The sequence below is a fragment of the Klebsiella sp. K47 genome, from assembly GCF_051858335.1.
Classification (GTDB): Bacteria; Pseudomonadota; Gammaproteobacteria; order Enterobacterales; family Enterobacteriaceae; genus Klebsiella; species Klebsiella pneumoniae.
Window position 1 is genome coordinate 64,650 of sequence record NZ_JBPYUI010000017.1, and the last position, 15,074, is coordinate 79,723.

Consider the following 15,074-nt stretch of genomic DNA (forward strand, 5'->3'; position numbering starts at 1 on the left):
ACATCCCCATATACTGGATTACATATTAACGACGATGCAGTGGAGTGTGGCGTCGTCGGCTACCTGGCGGACTTTAAACTAAGAGAGAGCTCTATGAATCCTGAGCGTTCTGAACGCATTGAAATCCCCGTATTGCCATTGCGCGATGTGGTGGTTTATCCGCACATGGTCATACCCCTGTTCGTAGGGCGGGAAAAATCTATCCGTTGCCTCGAAGCGGCCATGGACCATGATAAAAAAATCATGCTGGTTGCGCAGAAAGAAGCGTCGACGGATGAGCCGGGTGTAAACGATCTTTTCACCGTTGGAACCGTGGCGTCTATTTTGCAGATGCTGAAGCTGCCGGACGGCACCGTGAAGGTGCTGGTCGAAGGGCTGCAGCGTGCTCGCATTTCTGCGCTGTCTGATAATGGCGAGCATTTCTCGGCGAAAGCGGAGTATCTCGACTCGCCGGCGATTGACGAACGCGAGCAGGAAGTGCTGGTTCGCACCGCTATCAGCCAGTTTGAAGGCTATATCAAGCTGAACAAGAAGATCCCACCGGAAGTGCTGACGTCGCTGAACAGCATCGACGATCCGGCGCGCCTGGCGGATACCATCGCGGCGCACATGCCGCTGAAGCTGGCTGACAAGCAGTCTGTGCTTGAGATGTCCGACGTTAACGAACGTCTGGAATATCTGATGGCGATGATGGAATCGGAAATCGATCTGCTGCAGGTTGAGAAGCGCATTCGCAACCGCGTCAAAAAGCAGATGGAGAAATCCCAGCGCGAGTACTATCTGAACGAGCAAATGAAAGCGATTCAGAAAGAACTCGGCGAGATGGACGACGCCCCGGACGAAAACGAAGCGCTGAAGCGTAAGATCGACGCGGCGAAAATGCCGAAAGAGGCGAAAGAAAAAACCGAAGCGGAACTGCAGAAGCTGAAGATGATGTCGCCGATGTCAGCGGAAGCGACAGTCGTGCGTGGCTACATCGACTGGATGGTGCAGGTGCCGTGGAATGCGCGCAGTAAGGTCAAAAAAGACCTGCGTCAGGCCCAGGAGATCCTCGATACCGATCACTATGGCCTGGAGCGCGTGAAGGATCGCATCCTTGAATATCTCGCGGTGCAGAGCCGGGTGAACAAAATCAAGGGGCCAATCCTTTGTCTGGTGGGACCGCCGGGGGTAGGTAAAACCTCGCTGGGTCAATCCATCGCCAAAGCGACCGGACGGAAATACGTTCGTATGGCGCTTGGCGGCGTGCGCGATGAAGCGGAAATCCGCGGTCATCGTCGGACCTACATTGGCTCGATGCCGGGCAAACTGATCCAGAAAATGGCGAAAGTGGGGGTCAAAAACCCGCTGTTCCTGTTGGACGAGATCGACAAAATGTCTTCCGACATGCGCGGTGACCCGGCTTCCGCGTTGCTTGAGGTGCTGGATCCGGAACAGAACGTGGCCTTTAACGACCACTACCTGGAAGTGGATTACGATCTCAGCGACGTGATGTTCGTGGCGACTTCCAACTCCATGAACATTCCGGCGCCGCTGTTGGACCGTATGGAAGTGATTCGTCTCTCCGGCTATACCGAAGATGAAAAACTGAACATCGCCAAACGTCATCTGCTGCCGAAGCAGATCGAACGTAACGCGCTGAAGAAAGGCGAGCTGACCGTCGACGATAGCGCCATTATCGGCATTATTCGTTACTACACGCGGGAAGCGGGGGTACGTAGCCTGGAGCGTGAAATCTCCAAGCTGTGCCGCAAGGCCGTTAAGCAACTGCTGCTGGATAAATCGCTGAAACACATCGAAATTAACGGTGAGAATCTGCATGATTATCTCGGCGTACAGCGCTTCGACTATGGCCGCGCCGATAGTGAGAACCGCGTCGGTCAGGTGACCGGTCTGGCGTGGACGGAAGTGGGCGGCGATCTGCTGACCATCGAAACCGCCTGCGTGCCGGGCAAAGGCAAGCTGACCTACACCGGCTCGCTGGGCGAGGTGATGCAGGAGTCGATTCAGGCTGCGCTGACGGTGGTACGTTCGCGGGCTGACAAGCTGGGCATTAACGCCGACTTCTACGAGAAGCGTGACATTCACGTGCACGTGCCGGAAGGGGCGACGCCTAAGGATGGTCCGAGCGCGGGTATTGCCATGTGCACGGCGCTGGTCTCCTGCCTGACCGGTAACCCGGTACGCGCTGATGTGGCGATGACCGGTGAAATCACTCTGCGTGGTCAGGTGCTGCCGATCGGCGGTCTGAAGGAAAAACTGCTGGCGGCGCATCGCGGCGGCATTAAGACTGTTCTGATTCCTGATGAGAACAAACGCGACCTTGAAGAAATTCCGGATAACGTTATCGCCGATTTGGATATCCATCCGGTGAAACGAATCGAGGAAGTTCTGACACTTGCGCTGCAGAACGAACCGTTCGGCATGCAGGTTGTGACCGCGAAATAGTGATTCTGCGCAAATTGCGCTAATAAAAATAGGGCTGGTAAGTCATTTCGGACTTGCCAGCCTTTTTTTGTGTAGCTAACTTAGATCGCTGGCAGGGGGGTCATCGACAACTGCTGTTGTAAGGGCATGACAGTCCTGATATAACTGCTGCGCGGTCGCACTATGAAGGACTCAGGTGCGATATAAATTATAAAGAGAGGAAGAGAACAGTGAATAAATCTCAACTGATTGACAAAATTGCTGCGGGTGCGGACATTTCTAAAGCTGCAGCTGGACGTGCGTTAGATGCTTTAATCGCTTCTGTTACTGAATCTCTGCAGGCTGGGGATGACGTTGCGCTGGTAGGTTTTGGTACCTTTGCTGTTAAAGAACGTGCCGCCCGTACTGGTCGCAACCCGCAAACAGGTAAAGAAATTACTATCGCTGCCGCAAAAGTGCCGGGCTTCCGTGCTGGTAAAGCGCTGAAAGACGCGGTGAACTGATCGGCTTTCCCGTCAGGGAATGTGACGAAGTACAAGGGCGCATCGTGAGATGTGCCTTTTTTATTGCCTTTTCAGACCACTTTATGTGTGTTTATCGCCACTTGTGGGCTGACAATCACCCTGTTTTCTTGTCAAAATACGTCCTCACGCGCGGCGGCCATCACGTGCTATGCTGCGCGAGCTAAAGTCATCTACAGCGGAGCGTTGTTACACCATGATGGACAACCTACGCACGGCCGCCAACAGCGTCGTGCTCAAGATTATTTTCGGTATCATTATCGTCTCGTTCATTTTGACCGGGGTGAGTGGTTACCTGATTGGCGGTGGCAAAAACTATGCCGCAAAAGTGAATGGCCAGGAGATTGGCCGTGGGCAGTTTGAAAACGCCGTCGCCAGCGAACGTAACCGTATGCAGCAGCAGCTTGGCGATCAATTCTCCGAGCTGGCGGCGAACGAAAACTACATGAAAACCATGCGCCAGCAGGTGCTGAACCGCCTGATCGATGAGTCGCTTCTGGATCAGTATGCCCGCGAGCTGGGCCTCAGCATCAGCGATGAGCAGGTGAAGCAGGCGATCTTCCAGACCCAGGCGTTCCAGACGAACGGTAAGTTCGACAACCAGCGTTTCAGCGGTATTGTCGCCCAGATGGGGATGACCACCGATCAGTACGCCCAGGCGCTGCGTAACCAGCTGACCACGCAGCAGCTGATTAACGCCATTGCGGGTACCGACTTCATGCTGCCGGGCGAGTCCGATCAGCTGGCGGCGCTGGTATCTCAACAGCGGGTGGTCCGCGAAGCGACCATCAACGTAAATGCCCTGGCGGCAAAACAGACCGCCAGCGATGAGGAAATCAACGCCTTCTGGCAGCAGAATCAGGCCCGTTTTATGGCGCCGGAGCAGTTCCGCGTCAGCTACATCAAAATGGATGCCGCCAGCATGCAGGAGAGCGCCTCTGACGAAGAGATTCAGTCATGGTACGACCAGCACAAGGATCAGTTCACTCAGCCGCAGCGCAACCGCTACAGCGTGATTCAGACCAAAACTGAAGCCGATGCGAAAGCGGTACTGGCCGAGCTGCAAAAAGGAGCGGACTTCGCCACGCTGGCGAAAGAAAAATCGACCGATATTATCTCTGCCCGCAACGGTGGCGATATGGGGTGGATGGAAGATGCCTCTACCGTGCCTGAGTTGAAAGATGCCGGGCTGAAAGAGAAAGGCCAGCTGTCTGGCGTGATCAAATCCTCGGTTGGCTTTTTGGTAGCTCGTCTGGACGACGTCCAGCCGGCGCAGGTGAAGCCGCTGGCTGACGTGCGTAATGACATTGCGGCGAAAGTGAAGCAGGAAAAAGCGTTGGATGCTTACTACGCGCTGCAGCAGAAGGTGAGCGATGCGGCCAGCAACGATAATGAATCGCTGGCGAGCGCAGCGCAGGTCGCCGGGATGAAGGTCGTAGAAACCGGCTGGTTTGGCCGCGATAACCTGCCGGAGGAGCTGAACTTTAAACCGGTCGCTGACGCTATTTTTAACGGCGGTCTGGTGGGTGAGAACGGCGCGCCGGGCAGCAACTCCGATATCATTACCGTTGACGGCGATCGCGCTTTTGTTCTGCGCATTAGCGAACACAAAGCCGAGGCGGTGAAGCCGCTTGCCGAAGTGAAGGCACAGGTTAGCGATATCGTTAAGCACAATAAAGCGGAACAGCAGGCGAAACTGGAGGCCGACAAGCTGCTGGCGGCGCTGAAAGACGGCAAAGGCGATGAAGCGATGAAGGCGGCTGGCCTGAGCTTTGGCGCGCCGCAGACGCTTTCTCGTACCGGCCAGGATCCGCTGAGCCAGCTGGCATTTACCCTGCCGCTGCCGCAGCAGGGTAAACCGGTCTACGGCGTGGGCAGCAATATGCAAGGCGATGTGGTGCTGGTAGCGCTGGATGAGGTGAAAGCCGGCAGCATGCCGGAAGAGCAGAAGAAGGCCATGGTTCAGGGGATCACCCAGAACAATGCCCAAATCGCTTTCGAAGCGCTGATGAGCAACCTGCGCAAGGCGGCGAAAATTAAGCTCGGCGACAGCATCGACCAGCAGCAGTAATTTCGCGTCGTCTCGCAAAAATGAGCAACACGATGTAATCCTCAAGGGCCGCTTTCGCGGCCCTTTCCATTTCTGTGATTTGCCTTTTGTCGACCATCCGCACTGACGCTATCGTGACCTTGCTGTCTACACACAAGGAGATATCAGCATGAAATATGGAATAAAAGCACTGATGGCCGCGGGCGTTCTGGTTTTTGCGGTAGGGGTACAGGGGGCGCTGGCGGCACCCGCCAGCGGCAAAGCGGCGGTGAATAAAGAAAATGTGCAGGCTTCCTCTTCGGCGAAGGCGGAAGCGGTGCCCGGCGAGTCTGACATCGGGGCGACAAAGGTCAGCATTAACCGCGCCAGCGCCGAACAGCTGGCGCAGGCGTTGAATGGCGTAGGATTGAAAAAAGCCCAGGCTATTGTCAGCTACCGCGAAGAGTACGGGCCGTTCAAAACCCTCGATGATCTGAAGCAGGTCCCGGGAATGGGGAGCGCGTTGGTGGAGCGCAATTTAGCCCATCTGACGCTGTAAATTTTATGCCAGACCTTGCACAGCGGTGATTTTTTGCCAGGATAAAGAGGTTGCATCAAGTGGTGTGACCTCTTACCTCATAAACAACAATAACAGAAAGGCATTAGTGCTATGCAGACACAAATTAAAGTTCGCGGCTATCATCTGGACGTCTACCAGCATGTGAACAACGCTCGCTACCTGGAGTTCCTTGAGGAAGCCCGCTGGGACGGCCTGGAAAACAGCCCCGCGTTTCAGTGGATGATGGAGAAAAACATCGCCTTCGTGGTGGTGAATATCAATATTAACTATCGTCGTCCGGCGGTACTGGGCGATGTGCTGACGGTGAGCAGCAAACTGGAGCAACTCAACGGCAAAAGCGGCACCCTAAGCCAGGTGGTCACCCTCAACCCCAATGGCGAAGTAGTGGCCGATGCGCTGATTACCTTCGTTTGTATCGATTTGAAAACCCAGAAGGCGCTGCCGCTGGAAGGGGAATTGCGTGCGAAACTTGACCAGATGAACCTGCGCTGACAACCGTCGTGCGAGTGGCTGGCCCACGGCAGGTGATGAACCCGTAGCCCCGGTAAGCATCGCGCCACCGGGGAATTTGAGTCAAAGCTCCGGTAAATCGATCCCCGGAGATTATGCCTGCGCCAGTCCGGTTTTTTGCTGCATAACCGCCATTACCCCGACCTTGTCCGCCAGATACTGGTTGAGTCCGTTTGCGCGCAGGTTACAGGCGGCGCACTGGCCGCAGCCATCGCCCTTAATGCCGTTGTAGCAGGTGAGGGTTTCCCGGCGCACCAGATCCAGCTGACCCCAGTAGTCGGCGAGCGCCCAGGTCTCGGCTTTATTCAGCCACATCAGCGGCGTCTCAAAGCGAATGTCTTTCGCCATCCCCAGGCTGACGGCGTGGTGCAGCGCTTTGACAAACTCATCGCGGCAGTCCGGGTAGCCAGAGAAGTCGGTCTCGCACACGCCGGTGATGATGGCTTCGGCTTTTACCTGATAGGCGTAGATTGCCGTCAGGGTTAAAAACAGAATATTACGCCCGGGGACAAAGGTGTTGGGAATGCCCTCGGCATCAGGCTGATAGTCCGGTACCGGAATGTTATCGCGGGTCAGGCTGCTGACTGCCAGTTCGTTGAGCAGAGTGACGTCCAGCACTTTATGCGCGACGGCGCCCAGTTTCAGGGCGAGTTCGCGCGCAACGTCGATTTCCGCGCGGTGGCGTTGGCCATAATCAAAAGTGACGCAATGCACTTCATCATACTGTTGCAGAGCCTGCACCAGACAGGTGGTTGAATCTTGTCCTCCGCTGAAGACAACTACGGCGCGTTTCATGGCAATTCCTGACTAAATGAATAAAGGCGATATGGTAGCGCCAGACGCCCTCCATCACCAGCTCTCTCACGTCGACGAGGCCGGCAGCCAGGCGCTGGCGAAGTCGAACCAGCCCCGGGCGTTGAGGCGCAGACCATTGACCCCCGGTGGCGCGCTGATCCGATAGTTATACTTGAACAGCGGCGTCATGATGGCGTCTTCCATCAGGCTGTTAAATACGTTGCGCAGCGCATCGTTGCGGCTGCGAGCGTCGGGCTGAGACTGCACCGCGTCTAATGTCGCCTGCAGATGAGCATATTGCGCCCCGGTCAGCAAATTAGGCCACAGCATATCGCAGCGCAGCCACTGTTCCAGGGCGTACTCCGGCGCTTCGCCGATCAGACGGTCGCCCATCATCAGGTCGGCCTGCCCCAGATCCTGGCAGCCTTCCCAGTTTTTAGCGTCGTGGAACAGGAGCGTCAGCTCGCAGCCCAGCAGAGCCAGACGTTGCCTCAGCTGTTCGGCCATCGCATGTAGCTCGACCGGCAGATGATAGAGCAGGGTGAGCCTGGCCGGCAGCGGTACCGCGTTGTTTGCCGGTCCCTGCGGGATGGACCATCCCGGCAGCACCTCATGGCTTGGCGTAATCAGATCCTCCTCCAGCGGCAGCGTATCCAGTAGCGACGAGTGATGGATTATCGACACCAGCCGCTGGGCCTGCGCTTTGCTAAGCCGAGGGCTGTGGCGCAGGGTCAAATAGCAGAAGCCAAGGCTGATACGGTTGCTGACCTGACGCAGATTATGCAGCTCTTCGCGATCGCCGATGGTGATCTGCACCGGATGGCGGCAGCTGGTGCCGAGATCGCGGTCAAAGAGCTGAGGAGTGATCCAGTACTCCACCGCCTGGATCAGCGGATGCTGCAGGTGGTAGCGGGGATGGTTTTCCAGGCGGACGAGTTCCGGACTAAACCGCTTCAGGCGGAACGGTCCGCAGCCAATGGCCGGATCGTCGGGATGCGCCAGCACGCTGCAGTAGCTGGCGAGGCGGAACGGCAGCCAGTAGTCAGGGCGATGCAGGGTTATTGTTAAACACTGGGCATGGGTGACATCGATACGGCTGATGCTGGCGAAGAGGGTCCGCAAGGCGGGCAGCTCAAGCAGCAGCAGTAACCGCTGTCGCAACTGCGCGGTTTCCACCGTATCGCCATTGTGCCAGCACAGCGTGGAGCGGATATAAAAATGCCAGCGCAGGCCGTCCGGGGAGACCTGCCAGTGGTGCGCCAGATCGCCGATCGGCATATTGTCGCCTTTGTCGAAGCGCGTCAGCCCGGCATAGATTTGTCCGGCCAGATGCTGCTCGGCGCGGCCGGGGAGAAAGCCGGGACGCAGCGGCTCCAGCGGGCGATAGTAAGGAATACGCAGCGTGGGGGTATTGTTTTGCCACTGACCGCCGAGGAAGGGATGGAGCAGGGCTTTCAGCTCCACCGGGGCAAGCTGCGCCAGCTCCAGCGCGGTTTGTTGCTGACCGTTGTTCAGCGCCTGCTCCATCATCTCGTTGCGCAGACTTTCCGGGGTTTTGTGAAATAAGAGCTGTCCGCGTTTGCCGCGCCCGGAGCTGGCCTGCCAGCTTAGCCACCCGGCCTCCTGCGCCTGACGCAGCAGAGTACGGACGTGGCGCTCGCTGCAAAAACAGCGCTCCGCCAGTTCGCCGACGGTGACCTGCTGCGGCGCCCCGGCTGAGGGTTGCCATAGGCGCTGGTATTGATTTAAACGGTGTAAGAGTCGCATGGGGGCCGTCGTCCACCGGGCCGCTGTAAACCCGGAACAATTAATAATATCTATTCACTATTACTTCCGTATATCCCAGGTGATACTGCAACACAAGCGAAGCCCATCACACATCGGGGAATATACCATGGCAAAACTGGCGGCATTTGATATGGACGGCACCCTGCTGATGCCGGACCATCGTCTTGGAGAAAAGACGCTTTCCGCGCTGAAACGGCTGCGTGAGCGCGATATCACCTTGACCTTCGCCACCGGCCGCCATGTGCTGGAGATGCACCATGTGATTGGCGAATTTTCCCTTGATGCATTTCTGATCACCGGCAACGGGACGCGCATCCATTCGCTGGAAGGGGAGGAGCTTTATCGCCAGGATCTCGCTCCCGAGGCGGCGGAAGCGGTGCTGCACGGCAAATGGGATACCCAGGCCAGCATGCACGTCTTTAACGATGGCGGCTGGTTTACCGGCCAGGCAAGGCCTGAATTGTTGCAAGCGCATGTATTCAGCGGCTTTCACTATCAACTGTGCGATCTGAAGCGCATGTCGGCGCAGCATGTCACCAAGATCTGTTTCTGCGGCGATCATGACGATTTGCGCCGTCTGCGGATCCAGCTGAATGAGACGCTGGGCGATCGCGCATTTCTCTGCTTCTCGGCAATGGACTGCCTGGAGGTGCTGCCGGTTGGCTGCAATAAAGGCGCGGCGCTGGCGGTGCTCAGCCAGCATTTAGGCTTCACCCTGCAGGAGTGCATGGCCTTCGGCGATGCGATGAACGACCGCGAGATGCTGGGCAGCGTTGGGCGGGGGTTCATCATGGGCAACGCGATGCCGCAGCTGAAAGCCGAGCTGCCGCATCTGCCGGTAATTGGCGACTGCCGGAATCAGGCAGTCTCCCATTTTTTAACTCATTGGCTGGATAATCCTGATCTTCCTTATTCCCCCGAATAGAGAGACCCTTCCAGCAAGCCAGATAGGCTTCTATCTGGCTTTTTTTATCGCCTTTCGACCAGACCGGCGATCTCCGCCTGCCAGGGCGCAATATCGCCGATATTGTCCGCCACCCACTGCGGGTTGTAATAGCTTTCCAGGTAACGCTCGCCGCTGTCGCACAGGAGTGTCACTATCGAGCCGGTGCGACCTTCTTCGCGCATCCGCGCGGCCAGCTGCAATACGCCCCACATATTGGTGCCGGTCGAGGCGCCGACCTTGCGCCCAAGCTGCGTTTCCAGCCACAGGGCGGTGGCTACGCTCGCCGCATCCGGCACGCGCAGCATCTCATCGACAACGTCGGGAATAAACGACGGCTCGACGCGCGGCCGTCCGATGCCTTCAATTTTGCTGCCGACCGGGCTGCGTAGGCTGGCGTCGCGGGTCTGCCAGTAATCGAGGAACACCGAATTCTGCGGATCAACGACCATCAGCTGCGTCTCGTAGCCCTGGCTGCGAATATAGCGGCCAATGGTCGCTGAGGTGCCGCCGGTGCCGGCGCTCATGACGATCCATGACGGCTGCGGGTGCGGCTCATGGCTCATCTGGCGGAAAATACTGTCGGCGATATTGTTGTTGCCGCGCCAGTCGGTGGCCCGCTCGGCGAAGGTAAACTGATCCATATAATGGCCGTTCAGCTCGCGGGCCAGCGTTTCGGAAGCCGCGTAGATTTCGCCGGCGCTCTGCACAAAATGGCAGCGTCCGCCGTAGAACTCGATCTGTTCGATTTTGCGCTTGGCGGTGCAGGAAGGCATCACAGCGATAAACGGCAGCCCCAGCAGGCGGGCGAAATAGGCCTCCGAAACGGCGGTTGACCCTGAGGAGGACTCTATAATTGGCGTGCCTTCTTTGATCCAGCCGTTGCACAAGCCATAGAGAAACAGCGACCGCGCCAGGCGATGCTTCAGGCTGCCGGTGGGGTGGGTGCTTTCATCTTTCAGATACAGGTGGATGCCCGGAAAAGCGGGCAGCGGCAGACGGATCAGGTGCGTGTCGGCGGAGCGCTGATAGTCAGCGTTGATTTCGCTAATGGCATGTTTAACCCAGGCGCTATTCATCGTAATTTCCTGTTTGTCATTTTGTGCCTAGCTTAGCGGAAAGCGCAGGAAAAATTGTTGCCATTTAACCTGTGGATTACCATTATGAGAGCAAAATTTTCTCTGAGGATGCCCAATGCTAGATAAAATTGACCGTAAGCTGCTGGCGCTACTGCAGGAAGATTGCACCCTCTCTTTGCAGGCGCTGGCCGATGCCGTTAATCTGACCACCACGCCCTGCTGGAAACGCCTGAAACGGCTCGAAGACGAGGGCATTCTCCGCGGGCGCGTCGCCCTGTTGGACGCGGAAAAGGTGGGGCTGGGGCTGACGGCGTTCGTCCTGATCAAGACTCAGCATCATAGCAGCGACTGGTACTGTCAGTTCGTGAGCGAAGTGACGCAGATGGCGGAAGTGCTCGGCTTCTGGCGGATGGCGGGGGAGTATGACTACCTGCTACGGGTGCAGGTGGCTGATATGAAACGCTATGACGACTTTTATAAACGTTTAGTGAACAGTGTGCCTGGTCTGTCGGATGTCACTTCGAGTTTTGCCATGGAACAGATAAAATATACCACCGCCTTGCCTGTCGAATAACGGTATTGCGCCGTAACCCATTACAAAATCAGGATTTTATTGCTTGCGATTATTTGCTCAACTCAGCTGGTACTTCCGCCGGGAGTGGCGCCGCTATCTTGGCGCAATTGCCCTGCTGGTCATTATTGCCGTCCTGCAGCTTATTCCGCCGAAGGTGGTGGGCATTGTGGTCGACGGCGTGACGCAACAGCATTACACCGCGGAGAAGGTGTGGATGTGGATCGGCGCGCTGGTGCTGATCGCGGTGATGGTCTACCTGCTGCGCTATGTCTGGCGCGTGCTGTTGTTCGGCGCTTCTTACCAGTTGGCGGTTGAGCTGCGGGAAGATTTTTACCGGCAACTGAGCCGCCAGCATCCGGCGTTCTATTTGCGCCATCGCACCGGGGATCTTATCGCCCGCGCCACCAATGACGTGGACCGGGTGGTGTTTGCCGCTGGCGAAGGAGTATTAACCCTCGTGGATTCCTTGGTGATGGGCTGTGCGGTATTGATTGTAATGTCGACGCAGATTAGCTGGCAGCTTACTCTGCTGGCGCTGCTGCCGATGCCGCTGATGGCCCTGGCGATCAAACGCAACGGCGATGCGCTTCACGAACGTTTTCGCGTTGCTCAGGCGGCCTTTTCCAGCCTCAACGATCGCACGCAGGAGAGCCTGACCAGCATCCGCATGATTAAGGCGTTTGGGCTGGAGGATCGCCAGTCGGCGCAGTTTGCTGCCGATGCTGCCGATACCGGCGCGAAAAACATGCGCGTGGCACGCATTGACGCCCGCTTCGACCCCACCATCTATATCGCCATCGGGGCCGCTAACCTGCTGGCCATCGGCGGCGGCAGCTGGATGGTGATCCACGGCAGCCTGACCCTGGGCCAGCTGACCAGCTTCGTGATGTATCTTGGCCTGATGATCTGGCCGATGCTGGCGCTGGCGTGGATGTTTAACATCGTGGAGCGCGGTAGCGCGGCCTATGGTCGTATCCGCACGATGCTTGAAGAGGCGCCGGCGGTGGATGACGGGAGCGAGGCGGTGCCGGCAGGCCGCGGCGTCCTGCAGGTTGCTATCCGCGATTTCATCTATCCGCAGGCGAGCAAACCTTCGCTGGAGCATGTAAATTTTACTCTCCAGCCGGGGCAAATGCTGGGCATCTGCGGGCCGACGGGCGCCGGCAAAAGCACCATTCTGGCGCTGCTGCAGCGCCATTTTGACGTCACTCACGGCGAGATCCGCTTTCACGATCTGCCGCTGCCGATTCTGCAGCTCGACAGCTGGCGCGCCCGGTTGGCGGTGGTCAATCAGACGCCATTTTTATTCTCCGATACCGTCGCCAATAATATCGCGCTGGGAAAACCGGACGCGACGCAGGCGCAGATTGAGCGGGTTGCTCAACTGGCCAGCGTGCATGACGACATTCTGCGTCTGCCTCAGGGCTACGAGACCGAAGTGGGCGAGCGCGGCGTGATGCTCTCCGGCGGCCAGAAACAGCGCATCTCTATTGCTCGCGCCCTGCTGCTGGAGGCCGAAATTTTGATCCTCGACGATGCCTTATCGGCGGTGGATGGCCGCACCGAGCACCAGATCCTGCATAACCTGCGCCAGTGGGGGGAGGGGCGGACGGTCATTATCAGCGCCCACCGCCTGTCGGCGCTCACCGAGGCCAGTGAAATTTTGGTACTGCAGCATGGGCATATTGCCCAGCGCGGCCGCCACGAGGCGCTGGCCGTGCAGCCCGGCTGGTACCGCGACATGTATCGATATCAGCAGCTGGAGGCCGCGCTCGACGAGGTTCCGCAGACGCAAGAGGAGGCCCTGGATGCGTAGCTTTACCGAACTCTGGCCGACGCTTAAACGCCTGCTGGCCTATGGTTCACCGTGGCGCAAGCCGTTGGCCATCGCGGTGGCGATGATGTGGATTGCGGCGGCGGCGGAAGTGAGCGGCCCGCTGCTTATCAGCTATTTCATCGACAACATGGTGGCGAAACATACGCTGCCGCTGAAGCTGGTGGCCGGCCTGGCGGTAGCCTATATCGGCCTGCAGCTGCTGGCGGCGCTCCTGCACTATAACCAGTCGCTGCTGTTTAACCGCGCCGCGGTCGGCGTCGTCCAGCAGTTGCGCAGCGACGTGATGGATGCCGCCCTGCATCAGCCGCTCAGCGAGTTTGATACCCAGCCGGTTGGGCAGCTTATCTCACGGGTAACCAACGATACGGAAGTCATTCGCGATCTGTACGTGACGGTGGTGGCTACGGTACTGCGCAGCGCCGCGCTGATCGGCGCGATGCTGGTGGCGATGTTTAGCCTCGACTGGCGGATGGCGCTGGTGGCGATCGCGATTTTCCCGGCGGTGCTGATCGTGATGATTATCTATCAGCGCTATAGCACGCCGATCGTGCGGCGGGTGCGCGCCTGGCTTGCCGACATCAACGATGGCTTCAACGAAGTGATCAACGGCATGGGCGTCATCCAGCAGTTCCGCCAGCAGGCGCGCTTTGGCGAACGGATGCGCGAGGCCAGCTATGCCCACTATCTGGCGCGGATGCAGACGCTGCGCCTGGACGGTTTTCTGCTGCGCCCGCTGCTGAGCCTTTTTTCCTCGCTGGTGCTGTGCGGGCTGCTGATGCTGTTCGGCTTTAGCGCGGTGGGCACGATCGAGGTTGGGGTCCTGTACGCGTTTATCAGCTATCTTGGACGCCTTAACGAGCCGCTTATCGAGCTGACCACCCAGCAGTCGATGCTGCAGCAGGCGGTGGTCGCCGGCGAGCGCGTTTTCGAGCTGATGGATCGCCCGCGCCAGGCGTGGGGTACGGATGACGCGCCGCTGAGCAGCGGTCGGGTGGAAATTGACCATCTCTCCTTTGCTTACCGGGGGGACCGTCTGGTTCTCCAGGATATCACGCTGGATATTCCCTCCCGCAGCTTCGTGGCGTTGGTCGGACATACCGGCAGCGGAAAAAGTACCCTCGCCAGTCTGATGATGGGCTATTACCCGTTAACCCACGGCGAGATCCGCATCGATGGTCGACCGCTCGCATCCCTCAGCCACAGCGCGTTGCGTCGGGGCATCGCGATGGTGCAACAGGATCCCGTAGTGCTGGCGGATACCTTCTACGCCAACGTCGCGCTGGGCCGGGACATCAGTGAGGCGCAGGTTTGGGAAGCGCTGGAGGCGGTGCAGCTGGCGGCGGTGGCGCGCAGCATGAGCGATGGGCTGTACACCCAACTGGGCGAGCAGGGCAATAATCTCTCCGTCGGGCAGAAGCAGCTGCTGGCGCTGGCGCGCGTGCTGGTGGACACCCCGCAGGTACTGATTTTGGATGAGGCGACGGCAAACATCGACTCCGGTACCGAGCAGGCGATCCAGCAGGCGCTGGCGAAGGTCCGCCAGCATACCACCCTCGTGGTTATTGCCCATCGGCTGTCGACCATTGTGGAGGCCGATACCATCCTGGTTCTGCATCGAGGTCAGGCTGTCGAGCGGGGCACCCATCAGCAGCTGCTGGCGGCGAAAGGCCGCTACTGGCAGATGTATCAGCTGCAGCTGGCCGGCGAAGAGCTGGCGGCCAGCGCCAGAGAGGAGTCGCTCAGCGCCTGATGCACCACCAGCAGGCAGGGAACGCTGGGCGGCCTGCGATGGTGCAAAAACGTTACATCAAATGCACTGTTGTGGTGCATTTTTGCGCACCAGGCGCCGTTGCGCAGGATATTGCCTGACCTGTCCCCTGTTTTTTGCCATCAAAGGGCCGCTTTGCGGCCTTTTTTCATTTCTGGCATAGCCCTTGCTTTATATCCATCGTGTTAGCTGCGGCCATTACCGAATACTGACTGGAGGGGAC

12 protein-coding genes are annotated in these 15,074 nt (G+C 58.1%); 9 read left to right on the forward strand and 3 right to left on the reverse strand.

Going from position 1 to position 15,074, the window contains the following annotated elements; genetic code table 11:
- Positions 1-93: 93 nt before the first annotated feature.
- From lon to RRF55_RS17125, 5 genes are all read left to right on the forward strand, one after another.
- The gene (lon, locus tag RRF55_RS17105) at positions 94-2,448 is read left to right on the forward strand and encodes an endopeptidase La (protein WP_004151336.1); all 2,355 of its coding nucleotides are present in this window, start codon (positions 94-96) and stop codon (positions 2,446-2,448) included.
- A 209-nt stretch (positions 2,449-2,657) separates the two neighbouring features.
- Positions 2,658-2,930: a nucleoid-associated protein HU-beta gene (gene hupB, locus RRF55_RS17110; protein ID WP_002444653.1), complete on the forward strand. Its 273-nt coding sequence runs from the start codon at positions 2,658-2,660 to the stop codon at positions 2,928-2,930.
- Positions 2,931-3,144: 214 nt separating this feature from the next.
- Positions 3,145-5,019 carry a peptidylprolyl isomerase gene (gene ppiD, locus RRF55_RS17115; RefSeq protein WP_023284735.1) on the forward strand — a complete coding sequence of 625 codons (1,875 nt, stop codon included), beginning with the start codon at positions 3,145-3,147 and terminating at the stop codon, positions 5,017-5,019.
- Between the two features lie 148 nt (positions 5,020-5,167).
- Positions 5,168-5,536 carry a helix-hairpin-helix domain-containing protein gene (locus RRF55_RS17120; RefSeq protein WP_002891859.1) on the forward strand — a complete coding sequence of 123 codons (369 nt, stop codon included), beginning with the start codon at positions 5,168-5,170 and terminating at the stop codon, positions 5,534-5,536.
- Between the two features lie 111 nt (positions 5,537-5,647).
- The gene (locus RRF55_RS17125; RefSeq protein ID WP_002891860.1) at positions 5,648-6,049 is read left to right on the forward strand and encodes a YbgC/FadM family acyl-CoA thioesterase; all 402 of its coding nucleotides are present in this window, start codon (positions 5,648-5,650) and stop codon (positions 6,047-6,049) included.
- A 111-nt stretch (positions 6,050-6,160) separates the two neighbouring features.
- Here the strand turns inward: RRF55_RS17125 and queC are convergent, their stop codons facing one another.
- Positions 6,161-6,862 carry a 7-cyano-7-deazaguanine synthase QueC gene (queC, locus tag RRF55_RS17130; RefSeq protein ID WP_002891863.1) on the reverse strand — a complete coding sequence of 234 codons (702 nt, stop codon included), beginning with the start codon at positions 6,860-6,862 and terminating at the stop codon, positions 6,161-6,163.
- 66 nt (positions 6,863-6,928) lie between these two features.
- Positions 6,929-8,629, reverse strand: coding sequence for an SgrR family transcriptional regulator (locus RRF55_RS17135; protein WP_032414591.1), 1,701 nt, complete (start codon positions 8,627-8,629; stop codon positions 6,929-6,931).
- A 127-nt stretch (positions 8,630-8,756) separates the two neighbouring features.
- On the opposite strand from RRF55_RS17135, the gene cof reads away from it, so the two are divergent.
- Entirely contained in the window at positions 8,757-9,575 is an 819-nt protein-coding gene (gene cof / locus RRF55_RS17140; RefSeq protein ID WP_004151335.1) for an HMP-PP phosphatase, read from the forward strand.
- Between the two features lie 44 nt (positions 9,576-9,619).
- Here cof and RRF55_RS17145 read toward each other — a convergent pair whose 3' ends face one another.
- A complete protein-coding gene (locus RRF55_RS17145) occupies positions 9,620-10,672 on the reverse strand; it encodes a PLP-dependent cysteine synthase family protein (RefSeq protein WP_002891871.1) in 1,053 nt (350 codons plus the stop codon).
- Between the two features lie 115 nt (positions 10,673-10,787).
- On the opposite strand from RRF55_RS17145, the gene RRF55_RS17150 reads away from it, so the two are divergent.
- Genes RRF55_RS17150 through RRF55_RS17160 form a run of 3 tightly spaced genes read left to right on the forward strand, consistent with a single transcriptional unit; the run spans position 10,788 to position 14,833 of the window.
- On the forward strand, positions 10,788-11,246 hold the full coding sequence (locus tag RRF55_RS17150; protein WP_002891873.1) for an Lrp/AsnC family transcriptional regulator: 459 nt from the start codon (positions 10,788-10,790) through the stop codon (positions 11,244-11,246).
- Positions 11,247-11,289: 43 nt separating this feature from the next.
- Positions 11,290-13,062 (forward strand): SmdA family multidrug ABC transporter permease/ATP-binding protein, encoded by a 1,773-nt coding sequence (locus RRF55_RS17155; protein ID WP_021312301.1) that lies wholly within the window; start codon positions 11,290-11,292, stop codon positions 13,060-13,062.
- Positions 13,055-14,833, forward strand: a complete 1,779-nt coding sequence (locus tag RRF55_RS17160; protein WP_002891880.1) for a SmdB family multidrug efflux ABC transporter permease/ATP-binding protein — start codon at positions 13,055-13,057, stop codon at positions 14,831-14,833. Before RRF55_RS17155 ends, RRF55_RS17160 begins: the two co-directional genes overlap by 8 nt.
- Positions 14,834-15,074: the final 241 nt, after the last annotated feature.

What these genes read in the sequence shown, in the direction of transcription:
- lon (WP_004151336.1), top strand. Translation starts at nt 94, where the DNA reads ATGAATCCTGAGCGTTCTGAACGCATTGAAATCCCCGTATTGCCATTG.
- ppiD (WP_023284735.1), top strand. Translation starts at nt 3,145, where the DNA reads ATGATGGACAACCTACGCACGGCCGCCAACAGCGTCGTGCTCAAGATT.
- RRF55_RS17120 (WP_002891859.1), top strand. Translation starts at nt 5,168, where the DNA reads ATGAAATATGGAATAAAAGCACTGATGGCCGCGGGCGTTCTGGTTTTT.
- RRF55_RS17125 (WP_002891860.1), top strand. Translation starts at nt 5,648, where the DNA reads ATGCAGACACAAATTAAAGTTCGCGGCTATCATCTGGACGTCTACCAG.
- queC (WP_002891863.1), bottom strand. Translation starts at nt 6,862, where the DNA reads ATGAAACGCGCCGTAGTTGTCTTCAGCGGAGGACAAGATTCAACCACC.
- RRF55_RS17135 (WP_032414591.1), bottom strand. Translation starts at nt 8,629, where the DNA reads ATGCGACTCTTACACCGTTTAAATCAATACCAGCGCCTATGGCAACCC.
- cof (WP_004151335.1), top strand. Translation starts at nt 8,757, where the DNA reads ATGGCAAAACTGGCGGCATTTGATATGGACGGCACCCTGCTGATGCCG.
- RRF55_RS17145 (WP_002891871.1), bottom strand. Translation starts at nt 10,672, where the DNA reads ATGAATAGCGCCTGGGTTAAACATGCCATTAGCGAAATCAACGCTGAC.
- RRF55_RS17150 (WP_002891873.1), top strand. Translation starts at nt 10,788, where the DNA reads ATGCTAGATAAAATTGACCGTAAGCTGCTGGCGCTACTGCAGGAAGAT.
- RRF55_RS17160 (WP_002891880.1), top strand. Translation starts at nt 13,055, where the DNA reads ATGCGTAGCTTTACCGAACTCTGGCCGACGCTTAAACGCCTGCTGGCC.